The organism is Legionella sheltonii, assembly GCF_026191355.1.
Classification (GTDB): Bacteria; Pseudomonadota; Gammaproteobacteria; order Legionellales; family Legionellaceae; genus Legionella; species Legionella sheltonii.
The window spans coordinates 24,493-45,853 of record NZ_JAPHOQ010000019.1 but is presented as its reverse complement, the minus strand read 5'-3'; the positions used below and the strand labels follow the sequence as shown (position 1 = coordinate 45,853).

Sequence of the window (21,361 nt, the reverse complement as noted above, 5' to 3'; positions counted from 1 at the left end):
TATCCAAATACCGGCTTATGTATCGGTTAAACCGGTTCATTTACTAAAGGATATTCATTAGCTGGAGTGATTCCCTCTAAATAAGCAAAGAGGGAACTGTCCTTAAAATTAAACCTTATTCACAGGGTCTATCCTCGGAACTTCTGGTTCTTTAGAGTCTTCAGGAACTGCAGAAGCTTCCACATCGTCAGGCTTTCGAAGCGATTCATGTAAATCACGAACTTGATAACCCGATGTGGTATGACCGAAAAAGAATGCTCTATGCTTATCGGTACCAATACGGCTTGGCAAAGTACCAAAAATGAAATTTATACCATCAGCCAACGTTTCCATAATTGCCACAAACCAAGAACGTCGACGTTCATCAACCACAGCCAACATGTTTTGAGAAACCTGTTGGATCCTGCCCTCAAAATCTTTTTTAGACATCGGAGTATGCAGATTATCAAAAACCACTTCAAATAAGCCTTTTCGATATCTTTGTTCTTCTGCTTCAAATGCTTTAGCTTTTGCTTTGGCGTCTGTGGGTGCTGTTTCCGTATTCCAGCGAGCTTTTATTTTAGTACACGTTTCTTCAATTTTATCAATAGATCTTCTAAATTTCCTACCTTTGGGTTCATCACTCAAATACAAGCTAAAAACATCTTTTCCATGACGAAGGCTCATCATTTGCGGTTCGTCACCAAGCTGCAGTGAACAAAGAGTACCAATCATTTTAGCTTTAGATTCGTCTGAGATGTCTTTCTTATTAATTTGAAATAAAATTTTTCGGAAATTTTTCGCCGCGGAAGAATCAATGATCACCCATTGATGAGCCTCTCTCTTTGCAACATCTAACTTTAACGATACTAAGATATCCATCGCTTTAGATTTTTCACTATTAGGGTCTAATAATCGCCTTAATTGAGCATCAGAGGGATCAATATCTGCCTCAAGTAAAGCGATTAAACGTTTATTCGCTAATAGCTTTAGAACTTCAGAGGGCTCCTTGGAGCAGGTATGACCTCTTTCTGAGGTGATTGCAAGAATATTACTCTTTACAGTCGGAAGTTGCTCATCTAAAGGTTTTTCGGGATTAAATTTTTTAATATCCTTTGCTGGGATTGTACCTTCTTCTATTTGACCCTCGGGTGTCTTAACAGTGTAGTGAAATAAGTCTTTCTCTAATTTAATATAAACGGTGTCGTCTTTTATCGCTTCCGCACTTAATGGTCCATCACTTTCTGGCATTAATTTAAGGCCATAATCCATGGCGTCTAGTCTTTTAATTAGCTCAAGTCTAGTTATGTATTTAATGTTAGCAAGCCTAACAAATGTGGAGGCAAGTTGGGTGTTAGAAGCAAAATTTTCATATTTATCTAGATGCCCAAGCTGAGCCAGTTTTTCTGCCAACTCAATTAAAATGATATTATATTTCTTGATGAGCGTGGTAAGTGGCGCAAATTGCTCGGCTGTTAATTTATCAATCGTTTGAGGAAACTTTTCTTTTAACTCTTTTAATTCTGATCCCTCAAGATTTATAGTCAGAAGCTTATTATGAGATGATGGGTTATAGTAAAATAAACCTTCCTTAGTCAGGATATAATTTGGGCCCTTATATGTTCGGAGTATTTCGTCCTTAGGAGTTTCATCCATTCTTATGAAGCCACAGTCCTGATCGGCACTAATTGGTGGGAGACCTTCGACTACAGCGCGAAAGCGCTTCTCTTCTAGAGCCAAGGTATAAAATTTGTTATCTATGTTACCCAGTGCAGCTAATTTTTTATAAACCGCATTAACTCTAGAGAGTAAAGCCGGATCTTCATGATTAGCAGCAAGAAATTCAGTAATACTTTTTCTATCCACTCCACATTTAGGTGTGTCTTGCAAAAACTTGATTACAGACTCGAGTTTTCCAATCTCGAGATTGGGCTTTTTAAATAAAAATCTTATCGCTAAGGAAGTAATTTCTGGGGTAGGTTTATTTCTATTAAGCCAGTTTAAGGCATCAACCAAATTTTGAGATACATGGTTAAAATGGCCCCTAAAAAGTGCAAAGGGAACATCGCTATAAACCATTAATTTCAATACCCCCAGTCCTGACGCATATCCAGATAACATAGGGGTTAATAATTTGCGGTTTTCAGGTGCCAGACAACTCTCATGAAGCCACTCCAGAAATTTATTATCTTCCTGTGCAAGCTCTTTAAATGCCTCTGAGGCGTCTATCATATCGAGATCAAGAGCCAATTGATATAATATCTTTCTTTTTGGCGGATTATAGTCCTTGTTTTTCAAAATACCGTTAAGTTGCTCTGACAAGGGCTCTTGTGGATTTATAATTTTATTTGCTTGTGCTTTTGTAACTTTTATATCTGCTGAAACTAGGGCGCTTAATCTCTCATTTTTCAGTAGGGCCTTACATGCCTCCGCACCTTGGATAGATATTTTTTCAACGAGAAAATTTTTTAATTCTTCATATTTTACAAATTGATTAAAGGCATTTACCCATTCTAAGTCGCCAGCAAATGCAGAGTAAGTAGCTAACCTACCCATCTTGTCCAAGTTCAGTGCCAATTCAATGCATTTTTGATTTTTTTCAACCTCTTCAACTTTTAAACCAGCAACGATTCTTCTAAACTCTATGGAGCGTAGAGCCAATGAATACGCTGCAGAGTTTTTTACTTTTAGAGCATCCAGTTTTGCCACAGTTTCTTGAACAGCTTTCCATAATTCATTGTTTAATCCCTGTGTGTTTAAATGTTCAGCTAAAAATTGAGTCAAAAGCTCTGGTTTAAGTTTTTTAATTCCTTCGGCATTATTTAAAAAGCCAATCAGCTTTTTGAGCTCACAAAATAAAGTCTGGCGATTTAGGGGAAAGCGTTCAATTTCCGCAATATCATTTTTTAAAAATATAAGTGGATTTTCTGGTATTGCTTCTCTAATTGGATGTCTTAATAAGAATTCAATCGTTAAAGATAAAACATCTTCGTTTTTAGCTTTTTTACTGACTGTCTGTTCGGTAAGATATTGAGTAAGCCCCTCTAGTTGGTCTATAAGTAGTGCTTGATTATCCGCAGGAGCTCTTAATACCAATTCAATAACTAATGCCAAAACCTCCTCGTTTTTAGGCTGAGGTATATTCTGAGTAAATATTATCAGCTGATTGATAAGCCGTTCTTGTTCATCTGATTCTTTGAGTCGTTTAATCACATCAGCGACATCATTACATTTTTGAATTGCGTTATAGATTGTGCGTAAATGATCAAGCTTTTCACTTTCTAAAATATTCTTCAAAAACCTATGGCTTTTAGTATCCTCCGCCAGTTTGTTAAAGAAATCAAAAAAGCCGTTCTTTTTCTCCGGGAAATTAGCAAACTCTGAAAACTTATCGATATGCCCTAATTGATAAAGATTATGAGCTAATAAAAGCAACTCTTTTTTAACTTCCTTGTGCTCCTTCAAAGATTCATTAGCCTGAATGTATTTCACAGCTTTTACTAATTCACTTTTTTCATCCAGACAAGCTTCAATTTCCTCCCTACTCATTCTTATGGACCGTTCATCTAATGAGGAAAATAAGTCGATTACAAAAGGATTCTTTATTATCTCCGCAAAACGCTCCTGCAGAAGTTGCATCCATTTTGGGTCATCATCAAATTGTTTGCCTCTCTTTATAGATCCCGTAAACAGTTCAAATAGAGCGGGATGCTCACTAATGGTTCCATCTGTGTTCAATACACGTTGTATTATTTCTCCTATAGCAGGTGAATCTGCAGCAGCCTTCAATTGCCCTACCTTCTCTGGCAATGACCTCAAGTCAACTTCTTCAACTTTCTCTAAACTATCATCAGCGATCATAAAAGTTTTTGGATCTACTGAAGACAAGATGTGAACTTTGCGCTGCTCTTTTGGCAAATGAGTATTTTTAGCTATGGCAATCATCCATTGTTCAGGGTGCCCTTTTCGATAAAAAATAGTAATGCCTGTCGGCTTTTTTTGAGAATCTATATAACCACCACGCGCGTCTTTAGCACTGGACATGGCAATCGTGACTTCATCCTCAGGATCATTCGAATCGTAGAAGGGAACATGTCCTAACATAAATTTTAAATTTGTAGCTTCCATGTCACCCTGCATATAATGGTTTCTTATTGGATCCGCATTCACAGGTAAATGAGTATAACCACCGTTTGATGTTATCAAAGTTCCAATTTCATCATGAGTAAGCTTAAATAGATTTTCTTGCTCGCGAGGTATTCGATTTAGTTCTCGATCAAATTGAGAAAACACATTAACAGGTACATCTTCAGCTGCTCCATTTGACTTAATATAGTACAGTTTTTTATTATCTCTTTGATTGCAATATATATAACAGCCTTTATATCCTGTGAGATCATCAGGCAATTTAGGCATTAAATGGAGGTTTGTATTAGGTAAAAAATGTTGCTCTAGTATTTCCTTAATTCCAGTCATATGGAAAAATGGAATTCGTCCATACAGATCTTTTTGTATTTCAATATTATTGGCCAGGTCCCTTTTTGCTATCATTGACTCTAAACCACAGGCAGCGAAAATATCAGTAAAGGTGCCTTCAAGATAATAAAACATATAAAGGTTCCCCGGTCAAAAGTTAGTAAATATGACTTATTTATGTTTATTATAGAATATTATTTATTAACGCTACATTAAGTGTTCATTACTGTTCTGCAAAGCTCACTCTGGCTATTTAATACATAGCTTGCATACCAAGAATATACAATATTTTAGTCAGTTTGCAAACAAATGGGGCATCCCCGCAAGGCGGGGAACTATTCTTGTACAAGTATTTGCGCTAAAGCGACTATGGATGCCTGTTTCCTCGGGAGCGACCACTTTCGCTTTGGCTTAACGAAGCATCAAAGATGGATAACCTCATTTAACCTTCCTCAGCACCTTCATTTCCAGAGTTTTCATCTTCAACGGGCATTTTTATGGCACGTGATGGCACCACGGTGGAAATCGCATGCTTATAAACCATTTGTGTAATCGAATTTTTCAGCATCACCACATACTGATCAAACGAATCCACAATTCCGTGCAATTTAATTCCATTTACCAAAAAAATGGATACGGGCACCTTCTCTTTACGCAATTCATTTAAGAAAGGGTCTTGTAATAAATGAGTTTTAGACATTGCCTACTCCTTATTGTTATTGTATTTTTTAAAGGCAAAACATGCATCTGATCACTTATTCGACATTTTTTCAGAAAACTTTAGATTAATTTCATGACAGTTCGATTTTAATCCGTTACTATAGGGTCTGTTTAAATTTCGCTATCTTGAGTCAAAATGGCATTTTTTTGCACAAGATAGTGGAGTGGTCAACAGACCCCAGGGAGTAGCTCCTTTGTATTATTGTTCAGTACCCTTTCTCATCTTAATTTAAGGAGGATTAAATGGTATTTACTTATGAAGAATTAATTGCCCTAGAAAATCCCTATGAACATCTGAGCGATGGTGATGCACTCGCCGAGAATGCTAAGGCATTTGAGACCTTAAGTCGTAAAGAAAAAATTGCCATGGCAACTAAACTAATCGCCGCCTGCCCGGAAGCAAAATTCAAACAATATGGCAATCACATCAAAGCATTAGGTGGCTTAATTAAAAATGAGGATAGTTTCCACTCGGTCATCACTGAAGCATACCAAGTGAGACAACGCATCAATTCCTTACTCGATCCCCGAAATAGATCACCCCATGTTTTGTTTTCAGCTAAGGAATTTAATCCTGCACCTTTCTTTCAATTTAGTGCGCTTGCCAAGCAATTATTAGAAAGCAATGAGTCAGAAATTGCAGAGCGATTAGCTTTGTGTGTTCCAGAGCAAGAGCGCCATCAAATCGCTTTCAATGTCGGAATCGCTTTTCCTAAGAGTATTCTTAATGAAAAAATTCATCATGCATTTTTATTGCGTCGCAATATAGAAAAATTGTTACTCAGTGATACACCAGATAAATTTTTTACCAGCCGTGATTATGATGGGGATAGCTGCAGGATGTTCGTCAATATGTTTCGTGTCTTATTAAAAGGCCAGGAAGAATCAATTGCCGGAAAATTGTGTGCGTTAGAATCTGTCAGCCGCTCATCGGTCAAACGCCACCTGGAGTTACTGCATACCGAAGCCTTTGATGCAACGAATCCGTTCAAATTAATTGCTGATGCCATAAATAAAAAGGAAGGCTCGGAACAAAAGAAAAATGAGTCTCAAGCCAGTAATCGAAATAGTTTATTTAATCGCTCACCAACATCTCCCGTGAGTGACATATCAATGGCTATGAAACAACTTGACATAAGTAGTGAAGCTGACACTGAAAACGAACTCTCTCAGGGTAAAACATCTGAGAATGAAGAGGAAGAATATTTTGAAGAATCTAATTTCACTCCGTTTTAAACCCGTCCGCCCTTACAAAGTAAGGGCACTTTATTTTGATCCTTAATTTCAAGAGAGATATTAATGACTCACGAAAAACTCACTGTTGCCTTAGTGCAAGAAAAATGGCATGAAAACCCTAAAGAACATCAAGACAAACTAGCGTCCGGAATCAGTGCCGCCGCACAACAAGGAGCGGCCATCGTTTGTTTACAAGAGCTTACCCTGAGCCCTTATTTCTGTACGCGCGCCAATGTAGATCCTAGCCCATTTATGGAAGACATCCATACAGGCCCTACGGCTCAATTTGTCAGTCAAATGGCAAAAGCGCATAATATTTGCATCACCGCCTCACTTTTCGAAAAAGCCGGTTTCAATACTGCTGTGGCTTATAACAATAAAGGCGAGCTTATTGGAATCACTCGAAAACAACACATCCCCAGTGGGGAAAAATACCATGAAAATTTCTACTTTAAACCTGGAGACTCCGATTATCCAGTCCACCAAATCGCGGGACATAAATGGGGTTTACCCACCTGTTATGATCAATGGTTTCCAGAGTTGTCGCGTATTTATGGTTTAAAAGGCACGGAAGTTTTAGTATACCCCACTGCAATTGGTGGTGAACCGACAGCTCCTGAGGTGAATACGCAACCCATGTGGCAGAAGGTTATGGTTGCCCAAGGGATCATGAGTAATACCTTTATCATTGCCGCCAATCGAATTGGTTGTGAAGACGGATTAGAGTTTTATGGTAGCAGCTTCATTAGTACGCCTATGGGTGAAATTTTAGCACAGGCATCTCGCGACAAACCCGCAGTATTAGTCGCCGAACTCGACTTTGAGCAGCGCGCATTGTGGGGAAGATTATTTCCCTTTGCTCAGCAGCGAGAGCCTTCTACCTACCATGATCTTGTAAAATCACGCTAATGCCTTTGGAAAATCGACCTATGAACATCAGTGCATCACCTGAAGAAAATTTATATAACATCAACAACTGGGGCGAAGGATACTTCAGTATTAATGCTCAAGGAAATATCGAAATAAGCAAAGCACCGGGGAAACCTGGTGTTGAGCTGCAAGCGATTGTTAATGAGGCAAGCAGAGCGGGACTTCATCTTCCCCTACTCATCCGTTGTTCTGATATCTTACATGACCGTGTACACCGTATCTACGAAGCCTTCACGCAAGCCATAGAAGAAAATGAGTACACAGGGCATTACAAGCTGGTTTACCCCATTAAAGTGAACCAAGAACAAAGCGTAGTTCGCGAACTGTTGAAATCACCCAATCACTCGATTGGCCTGGAGGCGGGTTCGAAACCTGAGCTCATGGCAGTAATTGGCATGTTGGGCAATCAACAACACAGCACGATTGTATGTAACGGTTATAAAGACAGTTACTACATACGTACGGCGCTTATTGCTCAGCAAATGGGACACAAGGTTTTTATTGTTATTGAGAAAATCTCGGAGCTGGATATTATTTTAAAAGAATCAGCTCGCTTAAAAATAAAACCCTCTCTTGGTGTTCGCATCCGTTTAATCAGTAAAAGCGCCGGAAAATGGGAACACACTGGCGGCGTCAAATCCAAATTTGGCCTTACCGCCAAGCAGGTACTCGAGTTGGTCAATAAATTAAAAGCCCATAATATGCTCGATTGCTTACAGCTGATGCATTGTCATCTGGGGTCACAAATTGCCAACATTCACGATATACGCCATTGCATGCAGGAAGTATCCCGGTACTATGTTGAGTTGCGCCAATTAGATGCACCCATCGATACCATTGACGTCGGTGGTGGACTCAGTGTGGATTATGAAGGAACCCATTCCAATCAGGGCTGCTCCATGAATTACAGCATCCATGAATATGCCACACATATTCTCCTAGCCATTCAATATCTGTGTCAGGAAGCCAATGTTCCCGAGCCCAATATTATTTCCGAATCAGGACGTGCCTTAACCGCTCATCATGCGGTATTAATTTCTGATATTAGTGATATAGAAATAATGAATAAAGCGCCCTCGCTTCCAGAAATTACGGATGAAGACTCCCATGTGATTCGTGATATCTATGATACGTATCACTCCATTACTGCAAGCTCACCTATTGAAATATATAACTATGCAGAACATTCATTAAATGAGGCCCATTCTTTGTTCAAGCATGGAGTTATTAGTTTGCAGGAGAAGGCTAAAGTAGAGGCATTTTATACCAATATATGCCTGGAGCTTAAAGAACGCCTCAATGTGGAAAACCCTTCTGAAGAAACTTTGTTGGCAAAAATCAATGAAGATATGGCCGTTAAGGTCTTTTGTAATATCTCATTTTTCCAATCGATTCCGGATGCGTGGGCCATAGGCCAAATCTTTCCAATAGCCCCAATTTCACAGCTTACCCAAACACCGTACATGCACAGTGTTTTGCAAGATTTAACTTGTGATTCAGATGGAACCATTAAAGAATACCTTGGTAGTTCCTGTGTGAATTCAACCCTAATGCTTCCTCCATACGACAATAACAATCCGTACTCATTAGGTTTTTTCTTGGTGGGTGCTTACCAAGAAATATTGGGTAATTTGCATAATTTATTCGGGGATACCAATTCCTTGGATGTCAAACTGTTTGACGATGGGCAATTTGAACTTAATGATTTGGTCAGTGGCGATACAGTAACTAATGTGCTGAACCTCGCTCATTTTGATACCAAAAAATTAGTCCAATCCTATGAGAAACAATTAATTCATGCAGAACTACCTAAGGAAACGACGCTTTTGTATTTAAATGAATTAAGAAGCATTTTTTCTCAATTAACCTATTTAGATGAACATATTCGGAGAAAATAAGATGACACCAAAACAAAGTGGATTTTTTATGCCCGCTGAGTGGCATCCTCATGAGCGGTGTTGGATGGCATGGCCTTGTCATCTTGAAACATGGTCTAAAATTGGCCTCCAAAAAGCACGCAGTGCCTACGCACGGGTTGCTCAAGCTATAGCCCAGTATGAACCAGTAACCATGCTGGTCAATCCAGGGGATGAAGAATCAGCCACAAACCTATGTGGTGATCGAGTTACGTTGTTCACACTACCTATTAATGACTCATGGACCCGAGATACAGGACCTACTTTCTTATTAAATCAGCACCAACAATTAGCGGGAGTTGATTGGATACATAATGCTTGGGGTGGTAACTATCAAGATTGTGCGCTGGATAACCAAATTGCAGGAGCAATCTTAAAGCAGACTCATGCCCTGGCCTTTTCAGCGCCGTTGGTTATGGAAGGTGGTTCATTTCACGTCGATGGAGAAGGAACTATACTCACTTCGCGCGAATGCCTGCTTAATGAAAACCGTAACCCCAAGCTCAGCCAACAAGAGATTGAACATTATTTGTATGATTTTCTGGGTGCTCAGAAAATTATTTGGTTAAACAAGGGGTTATTAGGGGATGAAACTGATGGTCATATTGATGAAATCGCTTGTTTTATTGCCCCCGGAAAAGTGCTTTGCCTTATTACTCATGATAAGGAAGATCCTAATTATGCAACTTTGCATGAGAACCTGGAAATTCTTAAATCTGCGACTGACGCAAAAGGACGAAAGTTGGAGGTTTATACGGTTGAGCAACCACCAGCCACCTATCTTGATGGAGAACGATTAACTTTATCCTACATTAATTTTTATTTGGCCAATAAGGGAATCGTCATGCCTGCTTTTGGTTATGCACAACACGACCAGGCAGCCTATCAGTTATTCTCGCAGTTATACCCGGGCTATCATATTTCGCAAATTGATGCACTGGATGTATTTGCCGGAGGAGGGGGAATCCATTGCATCACCCAACAGGAGCCTAAGAGCCTGTCTAAGACAACACGACCTACTCTTTGAGACATTTCTTACATTGTGTTGCTCCATCCACGCAATGACAACAACAGCCAAAAGGCTATACTCTAATTCAAAGGGATGACACGGATTCGTCTGACAGGAAGTCAAACTAAGGGACCAGTACATGGGATGTACTTCGCTGCAAGGATGCGGCACACTAAACGCTTAATATATCTTATTTCTCCATAAGAAAAAATCTCTCTTCCGGCCATGGCTGGTACGAAGAGAGATTACTCCATTGTAAGTATGGTGTTGTTGTGCCTTAGATTTGCTCCTCCAAATTTTTAGAGCACCACAACACCATAATGGTTGGGTCTTGGCCCAACACAAAATACATCCTCAATGCAGCGCTTTTTTTGGGCCCAAACTCTCAATACGATCTCAGATAACTATTTTCTAGGGTTTATATGACGCAGTGATTTTTTCTGCTTCCTCTTCAGAAAATTCTCTGACAAACTTCCCTTTAAAATCACCAAACACGCCACTAAAATGCCCCTCAAATTTACGTGTGTGGAACAAGGTTCCCGCGATAAGATGGCTCTTAGCTATAAGTTCTTGGGGATTGGGTGCACTTTTTTTGGTTTGTGTCGCTACAACATTTATTTCTTCAATTTTTTGGCCTATTACAGCGATAATTTCATCGGCTGCTGTATCTAAAATGAAGTTCTGTCCTTCTACTCCATCACTATGCTCATTGGTAACATAAACGTCGGCCCCCATGGAACTACTTGCAGTAAATCTTAAGAATCCTGGACCAACGTATTTTCTTTCCTGTTTGATACTATCGCAACGAATTCGGCCGCGCTCGTTCATATCGCGATTAATACGGCGCTCAATGATGTCTGAATAATTGTCCGTGGCAATATTCGCTGTGACTACCGGCACATCCGATGACCAATATTTTTTATAAAAATATTGCGCAAAAATCCCTTCCAGAATAATCACATCGGATGGGGCCACCTGCTCTTCATCGATGCGACTGTTCGTTTTGAAATCAAAAATGGGCTTAGTGATCGATTTTCCTTGATGCAACTCGCCAATATGAGTGATCAATAAATCTAAATGGAGCATTTCAGGTGTATCAAAATTAGTATTTTTTCGATAGTCTTCGAGATTAACATCCTTTGGGCATTCTTTATAATAATCATCCATGTTTAATATTTGCGCGCTTGTTCCAGTTTTTTTTAATTTGTTTAATAGATGATGAGATAAGCCTGTCTTTCCGGAACCCGATGCTCCGCCAATAATTACAAAAATCATATTTGCCTCAAAGATATGTCAAATTTAGGTTCATAAAGCGTGCGGATTATACATATGTACAGTTGGTTACTCAATCAAAAGTTTTTGCTGTTTTTTTGCAGATGAAATTTATAAAAAACTTTATCTCTTTCAAGGGCTTTGATTTTGCTGTTTCACAAATGCTACAAGGTAATCAGCCCTGATTTTTTTGAGATCCTGTTATTTCAGGGGGGTATTTTTTAAGGAGGAAACTCTTGATTGAGTTTTGAATTCAATCAAGAGTTTGGGCTTTACTTATTGACTGGCGGAATATCTATCAGTTGATAATTCGGTAAATCTGGAATCAAGCTGCCAAGTTCTGGTGAGCCTAAACCCGTTACATAGTCATAACCTTCTTGAGCAGTACAATAGTAACCACAGTCGCCGTTAGTTCCAGAGGTGATGTCGTTATAATTGTAATGGTATTTTCCACCATTAGGGTTTGCTGCAGCATATAATATATTCACAAAATGGCCACCAAATACTTTACCATAGAGTGAATTAGCAACCGCAACGATTCCCGCCCATTGAGGTGCACCCGCACTGGTACCACCAACTACGGCCCAGCCTACACCATCACTGCTTGGAACGGAGTTATAAACTGAAAATCCTGTTTCTGGATCAGCGTTATATGCTACATCAGGAACCCCGCGCATATTGTTTGATTGAGGGATTGGTAGATTTTTTTGATAATCTGGCCAAGCTTCTACTGAGCTAACTCCGCCACCACTACCTGACCACGCCTCTTCTCCTTGATAGTTTCCATAGGAGTCAACATTTAAAGTAGTTCCACCTACAGCCAAGACATATGGAGATGATGCGGGATAAATGGTTCCTGCGCCACTATCACCAGAGGATGCAGTAAAGGTTACTTTTGGATTATTAAACACCGCGTCATAGGAGGTTTGGCCAGCAAACTCACTGCCACCCCAGCTCATGGAAACCACGGTAGCTCCATTTTTTACTGCCACTTGCACGGCTTTAAATAAACTATCCATTTGATCATTTGCAGCTTCAACTAAAATGATTTTTGCTGCCGGTGCCACAGCATGTGCCCACTCAACATCTAAAGCAATTTCTCCAGCCCAACCTGCGTCTGTTCTTGGCTTTCTACCCGTAGCATATATTTTTTTAAAACACCCATTTGCTGTAGTGCATGCAGGCAAACCAAAGTGTTTTGAGAATACTGCTAAATCTGATTCGATTTTTGGGTCATCATATGCATCTACAATTGCAATAACCTGTCCTTTCCCTTGAGCATTCACAGAATTAAACCCATAGGCAACTCGAATTTGGCTTGGCGTTAATCCAGTAGGCATAAAGTGAGGAGTATTGGGTTTATAATGAATGGGATGATGTGCTATCCCTGGGGCTGTTGGCAAAGCATAAGCCTGCACACTCAATAAACCTAATACAACTGGTGTAACTAGAAGTTTAAATGGCAGTCCATTTAATTTTAATTTCATAGCATCTCCTTGTATAGTTAAATCCTTACAGCCATAAAACTCAAAAATGTTTCTTGAATAAGAAATAACAGATTTCGAATACTCCATTGCTTATGAAATAAATCCTACTTATGCAAGGAGCATTTTGGACATCATTCAATACATAGTCTTAAAGGAGCGATGAGAACCAAACTCGACCTTAGTCATTTCCTTTTAGCGAGAATGATATGCGATTTTTAAAGTAAACTAATAGTGATAGATATCCTGTCATAGGTGCTATCATTTGTCCAGAATTGTTTTAGGTGATCCATTTGCTTGATTTAGAATACTTTTTTGCAGCTATTAGGATGGACTCATGATTCGATGCAATGAATTTTGTATGTTCATGGCCTACTAGGGTCTGTTTCCATTTCTTTAGCTTGGGCAGCTAGCAGGTTCACGTTATGCTCGGGATAACATGACCATTTGTGCACAATAATAAGAATGGAAACAAGCCCTTCAAGCTTGCGCTCGTTGTTACACGTCTATATTTTCGGCTTCTAAGGCATTACTTTCGATGAACTCCCTTCGGGGCTCAACATTGTCACCCATAAGGGTAGTGAATATAGCATCCGCAGCAACGGCATCTTCAATGCTTACTTGCAGCATACGTCGCACTGCCGGATCCATTGTTGTCTCCCAAAGTTGATCAGGGTTCATTTCTCCAAGGCCTTTATAGCGCTGGATAGTCTGGCCCTTTTTCGCTTCATCCATTAACCAGTTTAGAGCTTGCTCAAAATGTTCTACAGCGAGTTCCTTTTCACCACGTTTAACATAAGCGCCTTCTTCCACCAGACTTGCTAATTTAGAACCCAGGCTAACTAATTCTTTATAGTCTTTAGAGTTGAAAAATTCCACATTCATAGGAATGTAGTTTTCCATTCCATGCTGAGTAACTATTATTCTGGGGATAAACTGGTTGGTATCAGCTAATGAGTGAACCTCTACTTGATATTGTTCTGTCTTGCTTCCAAGCTGCTGCATGCCCAAATGCAATTGCTTGCACCAATTGGCTATTTTTTCGTGCTGACTAAAGTCTTCACTATGCAAAGTGGGTAAATAGGCAACACGTTTCAATATATCAGAGGGATATCGTCTTTTATAGCGTTTGATAATCTTTTCAACACGTCGATACTGCTGCACCAACTCTTCCAAAGCCATAGCAGTGATCGGCGGAATGTCTTTTCCTGGATAGAATGCTGCTCCATCCAAAGCACTTTGTGTCAAATATTCGAACAACGCCTCATCATCTTTAACATACTGTTCTTGTTTTCCGCGTTTTACTTTATACAGTGGGGGTTGAGCAATATAAATATAACCACGCTCTAACAACTCCGTGGTTTGTCTGTAGAAGAACGTAAGCAGTAAGGTTCTGATGTGCGAACCATCCACGTCAGCATCGGTCATGATGATGATGCGATGGTAACGTACTTTATCTGGATCATACTCATCGGGTCCTATGCCACAACCCAAAGCAGTAATGAGTGTAGCAACCTCTTGGGATGAAAGCATTTTGTCAAAACGAGCTTTCTCAACGTTCAATATCTTTCCTTTGAGCGGTAGAATTGCTTGGAATTTCCTGTCTCGCCCTTGTTTTGCCGAGCCACCTGCTGAGTCTCCCTCTACGAGATAGAGTTCTGATAAAGCGGGATCTTTTTCTTGGCAATCAGCGAGCTTTCCAGGTAATCCGGCTATATCAAGCGCTCCCTTGCGACGTGTCATTTCCCGAGCGCGTCGTGCTGCCTCTCTTGCACGCGCAGCGTCGATTATTTTGCCGACAATCGCTTTTGCACTGGATGGATTTTCCAGGAGGAAATCATTGAATTTTTCAGAAACACTCGATTCAACCACAGATTTTACTTCTGAAGAAACGAGCTTATCCTTTGTTTGTGAGGAGAATTTTGGATCAGGTACTTTAACTGAAAGCACTGCCGTCAAGCCTTCGCGCGCATCATCTCCCGTTGGTGATACCTTAGCTTTTTTAGCATAACCTTCGTTTTCAATGTAATTGTTTAGTGTTCTGGTCAATGCCGCTCTGAATCCCGCCATATGGGTTCCCCCATCGCGCTGCGGAATATTATTTGTAAAGCAATACAGCGTTTCTTGATAAGAGTCATTCCACTGCATTGAGAGTTCAACAACAATATTATCTTTTTCAGCGGTCATGGAAAAAACCGCAGGCATAATGACGTTTTTATTTTTATTAAGATGTTCCACAAACGCCGTTATTCCGCCTTCATAGTGAAACGTATCTTGTCTTTGTGAGCGCTCATCAAATAAGTGGATGCAAACACCAGAGTTTAAATAGGATAATTCTCTTAAGCGTTTGGCCAAAATATCGTAGTGAAATTCAATATTGGAGAAGGTTTCGGCACTTGGCTTGAACCAAATCTGAGTTCCAGTTGTAGTTGCATCACCTGTTTCTGCCATGGGCGCATCGGGGACTCCATTACGGTAATGTTGTTCATGTATTTTGCCATGCCGACGCACCGTCAGATGTAATTCCTCAGATAAAGCATTAACTACGGACACCCCTACACCATGCAAGCCACCAGATACTTTATAGGAATTATCATCAAATTTACCGCCAGCATGAAGTACTGTCATTATCACTTCAGCGGCAGATCGACCCTCTTCTTTGTGAATATCAACTGGTATTCCTCGTCCATCATCTTTAACGGTGATTGATTCATCGGAATGGATGGTTACAAAAATCTCTTTGCAATGGCCCGCCAGTGCTTCGTCGATAGAGTTATCTACAACTTCAAAAACCATGTGGTGCAAACCAGTACCATCATCCGTATCTCCGATGTACATTCCTGGTCTCTTTCTTACCGCATCTAACCCCTTTAGGACTTTAATATTATTTGAATCGTAACTGGCATCAACGCTCATTAGGAGGTCCTCTTAACCTTTCGTGGTGTTCTATTCTGAATACTTTATCATAGCATATTTTGAGCTGCGTTTATATCTCATCGAGTATCTTTACATTCATGAGGATTGGCCAGTTATGATGAAAGACATTTGCGAGGAATTAAAGACTTCCTCTCTTGTAGTTTTACATCCAATTGAGTTTGCCCTTTCCTTTTTGTTTCACGTGAAACAATTGTCAATGATTTAATGTACCGTCACTAATTGGTACGATTAAATGATGTTGATCGATGATTGTGGGGACCAATAAAGAAGGATAGCTCGTAGAGGTAATTACATATTGACCTGCTCTTTTTGCAAGATAGGCCATCAACTTAGTTTGATGTTGCTCATCGAGCTCGGCTGGAAGATCGTCTATTAAATACAAACAATCGTTTGTTAACAAATTTGCTTGTGCTAAGCGCATTGCAAACAAAATTATTTTTTGTTGCCCTCGTGACAAAACTTGTTTGGCCTTATTGTGATTGACCTCAATCAGAATATCCGCTTGATGAGCGCCAAACTGGGTATACGCCTTTTGGTTATCACTGGCAAACCCTTCTTGTAATATGTCCACCAAGTCTTTGCCCGTATTTCTTTTATCCCACCCTTTATAGTAGCTCAGCGTGCAGTCAAGTGGAGTTAGCTCTTTTAAAACGTCTATAAATGCGCAAGACCATTGCGCAAAATAGTCCTTGCGAAGTAAATGAAGTTGATTAGCAAATTGACTTAACAAATTATCCCAGGGGATGAAATGATCATAAGGAGCGTGCTGTCGTAAAAGCGCATTACGCTGTTTGAGCACCCTTTTATACTCTTTCCAAATGGAAAGATAATTATGTTTCACGTGAAACAGTCCCCAATCCAATAAGCTGCGACGCACGGAAGGTCCCGCATCGATAATTTGAAAAATATCAGAGTAAAAAACCTGGCAGGGTAAAGCATAAGCCAATTGACTGGTGGTGGAACAAAATTGATTGTTTAATTTAATTTGAGTCGGTTCAGAATAAGATTTTTGGATACTTATCGTCTCTTGTTGTTGTGCACGAGCAAACACCGTTAAAGAAGTTTGCTCATAGGAAATAATTGGAGAAATTTCGCGAGAGCGAAATGAATGACCACAACTTAAAAGATAAAGCCCTTCGAGGATGGATGTTTTGCCACTTCCATTTGCCCCGAATATAAAATTAAATCGGGGACTTAAATCGAGTTGAACTGATGAAAGATTACGGAGGTGATGAATTTTTAATTCGGATAAAATCATATCTTCATGGGCATAATAATATATTGGTAATTATCGTCAGCTAAAGACTCAATTAAAATACTGCTGTCTGTATTGGATAAGGATAAACGGATTTGTCCTTCCCCAAAATGAGAAAGCACATCAAGTAAGTACGTGGCGTTCAAGCCAATTTTTAATTCATCGCCCTGAGTTTCAGCAATTAAAGATTCTACAGCCTCTTCCTGTTCATTATTGTTGGCTATTAAAGTGAGCATGCCCGGTTGTAGGTGGAGCATAACCGCTCTAGATTTTTCATGAGCCAAAATAACAATCCGAGACAACGAACGTTTAAACACAGAACAATCGATAATGATTTGTTTGTCCTGATTTTTAGGAATTGCCTTATTATAAGGAGGGAAGCGTGCTTCTATTAATTTGGACAAAAATACAAACTGACGTGACACTAATTTAAAATGTGATTTACCGGCAGCCAGTAAAACTTCTTCATCATCAATGCTATTAAGAAGTCGTAACAACTCTTGAATTCCCTTTTTGGGTAACAATAGTTTTTTTTCACTCAAGTTAGAACATTGATGACGGCAAATTGCCATTCTATGCCCATCCGTTGCAACAGCAGAAATAAGATTAGGTTCAAAATCAAGAAATAAGCCATTAAGGAAAACACGGACATCTTGCTGTGCCATGGCAAAATGAGTGGATTGCAGCAGTTTGAGTAAAACCAAACGGGGGATAGTTAATTCAACTTCATTACACTCATCTTCACTCAGTGGATAACTATCAGCAGGTAAGGTCGCTAGCTTAAACGAACTTCGTCCTTGCTTAATAGTTAAAAGGCCATTGTCCACTATCACATTAGGTGTCGCTTGATCATCTAAAGAACGAAAAATATCAATAAATTTTTTAGCAGGCACCGTAATACTGCCAGTCTGTGATCCGGACTCGCAAGCAACTTGTGCGGAAATTTCGATTTCTAAGTCGGTAGCTGTGATGTTCAATAAGCCATCTGCTAATTTAAAGTAAAAGTTCGACAAAATAGCTAAGGATTGTTTTTTATCTACAGCACCTGCCACGGTAAGTATTGGGGCAAGTAAGTCTTCTTTTTTTATAGCGAATTCAAACAAGATAGAACTCCATATTCAGCTAACTAACAAACACCTCACGTACCCAGTCCCAACGCACTGTCATTCTGTTAAAATAAGCCCTGACCCAATACGCCCCACGAACACGTCGGGCGACGTAGGCAGTTTTCTTAACTTACTCGTAGCGCTCAGAACTAGGGCATGAAGCAGGATTAAATAAAAACAAACCTATAGACACACGCCGCCTAAATGAGGATTTAGCCATGCCCTACTTTAGTACCGTCTCATTTTATGTATTAAGAAGATAAAATACGCATTAAATTTTTATAATCTTCAGCAAAATCACTGTCATCCTGAACCAATTCCTTAACCTTTCTGCAGGCATGAATAACCGTTGTGTGATCACGACCACCAAAATGATCCCCAATTTCAGGCAGACTATGGTTGGTTAACTCTTTACTTAAAGCCATAGCCATTTGTCTAGGCCGTGCAATAGAGCGACTACGTCGTTTTGACAGTATATCAGCCACCTTGACCTTATAATACTCAGCCACTGTCTTTTGAATGTTTTCAATCGTAACTAATTTATCCTGTAGTGCCAAAAGGTCACGTAAGGCTTCATGAACAAATTCAATAGTAATTGGTTTACCTGTAAAATGAGCATTAGCAATAACCCTGCGTAAAGCACCTTCGAGCTCTCTAACATTAGAACGAATCCGTTTTGCAATAAAGAATGCAACTTCATAAGGCAAATCGATATTGGACTGCTCTGCCTTGCTAATCAAAATAGCAACGCGAGTTTCAAGCTCAGGTGGCTCAACAGCAACAGTTAATCCCCAACCAAACCGAGACTTTAATCGTTCTTCCATCCCCTCAATTTCTTTAGGGTATCGATCACTCGTTAAGATGATTTGCTGTTGTCCTTCCAATAATGCGTTAAAGGTATGGAAAAATTCTTCTTGCGATCGGTCTTTACCGGCAAAAAACTGGATGTCATCAATAAGCAATGCATTTAAAGAGCGATAAAAGCGTTTAAACTCATTGATTGAATTAGTCTGAATAGCCTTAACCATATCTGCGACAAAACGTTCAGAATGCAAATAAAGAATTTTGGCATCAGGATTATTTTTTAGTATGGCATTACCAATAGCATGCATCAGATGTGTTTTTCCTAAACCCACCCCGCCGTAAATGAATAAGGGATTATATGCATCACCAGGTCGCTCCGCCACCTGCATGGAGGCAGCACGAGCAAGCTGGTTGGAATTGCCTTCAACAAAGCTTTCAAAAACAAATTTTTTATTTAAGTGGCTGCTTTTATAATCAACCGCTTTTTTGGGTACTGCCTTAATTTCGGTAGAATTCGTTGGTGCAGATGCTTTTACTTCAGATGAAAATGAACCCGAAGAGCTCGACTCAGAGTCGGTACTGGAAGTCTTGCTGCCAATTTCGATGGATATTGATTTAATCTCATCACCACAAAATTGTTTAATTAATTCTTCGATTCGAGAAAAAAAATGTTTTTTTACCCAATCCACAACAAATCGATTCGGGGCAAATAAAATAAAACGTTGCTCATCTGTATGAGCCTGTAAAGGACGCAACCAGGTATTAAATTGTTGAGCAGAATACTCATCTTGTAACAGTCCTAAACATTTTTGCCAAACAGATGCTGACACAACTTAACTCCTCATCAAAGAAGGGTGGTAAAAAGAATATTAAAACTAATTATCCACAGCATTTAAATATGCCACTGAAAGTACCTGGACAGCAAGATAATTAAGCATGAAAATTACTTCGCAGAAGTGGAGAAGTAGAAACTTCTTCAGTTCACTAAGGTGCTGCTGCAAGCAAATTATACTCAGGCTTTGGAATAAAGAAAAGTTATCCACAAAAAAAGTGTGGATATTTTCCCTAACTCCAGCACAAAAGACTTGCATGTTCTTGAAAAAATGGGAGTTCACTAAATTACCGTTCTTTCATAAAATAAATGCCTGCTCAAGGGATGCAGTCTCAGAATAATAATCAAGAACACTATGAAAAATAACGTGAGTGCACATGAAATAAGAAGTCATTAAGAAGGACTATAAAAAAGAGGGTCATCATCTTGTGAATTGCCAGAGTGCGATTGTTTTAGATTAACAAAAGATGAAAAAGTCAATTTATTCTGCTTTTCGCTTGCGCGATTAAAAAAAGGATGGGGTAAGATAGGTTGGTTGAGATCCGCTACTCTTTCTTCTTCACCCAGCTCCTTTAATGAAGTGAACGTACTGTATAATCTTGCAGTTAAATCACGTTCAATGGTTGCCTTGCTTAATTGACTATGCATATTTTTTATTGTTTGATTTAACTCTTTCTTTTTAAAACGCTCACTCGCTTTAGCAATGGATTCAGAAGCCATTGCAATGCCACTAATTAATGCAAAGGCTAAAATTCCCCATCCTAATAAAGGAAAGGCAGCAAAACTTGAAAACAATCCCATGCCTGTCAACACCCCTGAAACACCGGCGCTACACCCTGTGATAGAACCAAAAGTACCAACAAAAGTAAAAAATGGAGGAACCAATTTTTGAGCTAAGGGCACAGGAGATAGGGATATTTTATGAACAAGATGTTCTAAGATAACTTTATTATTAGGAATAGTTTGCTTTAATTGATATTCCTCATAGAGAAGCGACAGGATCAGATATAAAGGTGATCGCGCATCCTCATGGGCAATTTTATTGAGATCCATGTTGAGGATTCGGGCGAATATTTCATGAACATCCGTTTTATTTTTTTCATGCAGCGCATACCGATAAATGCTATTTAGATAGTCCTGAATATCTGTTAATAATTTTTGTTGATTTTTATCTAATTGCTCTTGAAATCTTCCTTCTTCATTTTTCATTTCTTGATACGAAAAATAAAAAATAGGAATGCCAACAGCAAAAAATAAAGAAATTGAAATAATCCCCAAAGTTAAAGAAAAAAGGCTAGCAACCGCCCCACCGAATAAAGTAAAAACTATTCCAAACACTGGCCATGCAACACCGGCTCCTGATCCAACGCCATTTAAAACTGATTTAAAAAATTCCATGAAGAAA

General features: G+C 39.4%; 13 protein-coding genes. 4 read left to right on the top strand and 9 right to left on the bottom strand.

The features are described from left to right. Nucleotides 1-108: 108 nt before the first annotated feature. Nucleotides 109-4,590: a hypothetical protein gene (locus OQJ26_RS17920; RefSeq protein ID WP_265705072.1), complete on the bottom strand. Its 4,482-nt coding sequence runs from the start codon at nucleotides 4,588-4,590 to the stop codon at nucleotides 109-111. Between the two features lie 307 nt (nucleotides 4,591-4,897). Next, nucleotides 4,898-5,155 carry an RNA chaperone Hfq gene (hfq, locus tag OQJ26_RS17915; RefSeq protein ID WP_265705071.1) on the bottom strand — a complete coding sequence of 86 codons (258 nt, stop codon included), beginning with the start codon at nucleotides 5,153-5,155 and terminating at the stop codon, nucleotides 4,898-4,900. A gap of 263 nt (nucleotides 5,156-5,418) precedes the next feature. Between hfq and OQJ26_RS17910 the strand changes: the two genes are divergently transcribed. From OQJ26_RS17910 to OQJ26_RS17895, 4 genes are all read left to right on the top strand, one after another. Beyond that, nucleotides 5,419-6,411, top strand: a complete 993-nt coding sequence (locus OQJ26_RS17910; protein ID WP_265705070.1) for a lpg0008 family Dot/Icm T4SS effector — start codon at nucleotides 5,419-5,421, stop codon at nucleotides 6,409-6,411. Between the two features lie 63 nt (nucleotides 6,412-6,474). Next, nucleotides 6,475-7,320 carry a carbon-nitrogen hydrolase gene (locus tag OQJ26_RS17905; protein ID WP_265705069.1) on the top strand — a complete coding sequence of 282 codons (846 nt, stop codon included), beginning with the start codon at nucleotides 6,475-6,477 and terminating at the stop codon, nucleotides 7,318-7,320. Between the two features lie 20 nt (nucleotides 7,321-7,340). Further along, on the top strand, nucleotides 7,341-9,239 hold the full coding sequence (gene speA / locus OQJ26_RS17900) for a biosynthetic arginine decarboxylase (protein ID WP_265705068.1): 1,899 nt from the start codon (nucleotides 7,341-7,343) through the stop codon (nucleotides 9,237-9,239). 1 nt (nucleotide 9,240) lies between these two features. Beyond that, on the top strand, nucleotides 9,241-10,284 hold the full coding sequence (locus OQJ26_RS17895; protein ID WP_265705067.1) for an agmatine deiminase family protein: 1,044 nt from the start codon (nucleotides 9,241-9,243) through the stop codon (nucleotides 10,282-10,284). A gap of 393 nt (nucleotides 10,285-10,677) precedes the next feature. Here OQJ26_RS17895 and OQJ26_RS17890 read toward each other — a convergent pair whose 3' ends face one another. From OQJ26_RS17890 to OQJ26_RS17860, 7 genes are all read right to left on the bottom strand, one after another. Further along, the gene (locus OQJ26_RS17890; RefSeq protein WP_265705066.1) at nucleotides 10,678-11,541 is read right to left on the bottom strand and encodes a uridine kinase family protein; all 864 of its coding nucleotides are present in this window, start codon (nucleotides 11,539-11,541) and stop codon (nucleotides 10,678-10,680) included. A 269-nt stretch (nucleotides 11,542-11,810) separates the two neighbouring features. After that, nucleotides 11,811-13,025, bottom strand: coding sequence for a S53 family peptidase (locus OQJ26_RS17885; protein ID WP_265705065.1), 1,215 nt, complete (start codon nucleotides 13,023-13,025; stop codon nucleotides 11,811-11,813). Between the two features lie 495 nt (nucleotides 13,026-13,520). Next, nucleotides 13,521-15,938 carry a DNA topoisomerase (ATP-hydrolyzing) subunit B gene (gene gyrB / locus OQJ26_RS17880; protein ID WP_265705064.1) on the bottom strand — a complete coding sequence of 806 codons (2,418 nt, stop codon included), beginning with the start codon at nucleotides 15,936-15,938 and terminating at the stop codon, nucleotides 13,521-13,523. A gap of 214 nt (nucleotides 15,939-16,152) precedes the next feature. Next, nucleotides 16,153-17,217, bottom strand: a complete 1,065-nt coding sequence (gene recF / locus OQJ26_RS17875; protein ID WP_265705063.1) for a DNA replication/repair protein RecF — start codon at nucleotides 17,215-17,217, stop codon at nucleotides 16,153-16,155. Then, on the bottom strand, nucleotides 17,214-18,317 hold the full coding sequence (gene dnaN, locus OQJ26_RS17870; protein WP_265705062.1) for a DNA polymerase III subunit beta: 1,104 nt from the start codon (nucleotides 18,315-18,317) through the stop codon (nucleotides 17,214-17,216). The genes recF and dnaN overlap by 4 nt, the downstream gene beginning before the upstream one ends. Nucleotides 18,318-18,571: 254 nt before the next feature. Continuing rightward, nucleotides 18,572-19,954 (bottom strand): chromosomal replication initiator protein DnaA, encoded by a 1,383-nt coding sequence (gene dnaA / locus OQJ26_RS17865; RefSeq protein ID WP_265705061.1) that lies wholly within the window; start codon nucleotides 19,952-19,954, stop codon nucleotides 18,572-18,574. 395 nt (nucleotides 19,955-20,349) lie between these two features. Next, nucleotides 20,350-21,354 (bottom strand): hypothetical protein, encoded by a 1,005-nt coding sequence (locus OQJ26_RS17860; protein WP_265705060.1) that lies wholly within the window; start codon nucleotides 21,352-21,354, stop codon nucleotides 20,350-20,352. Nucleotides 21,355-21,361: the final 7 nt, after the last annotated feature.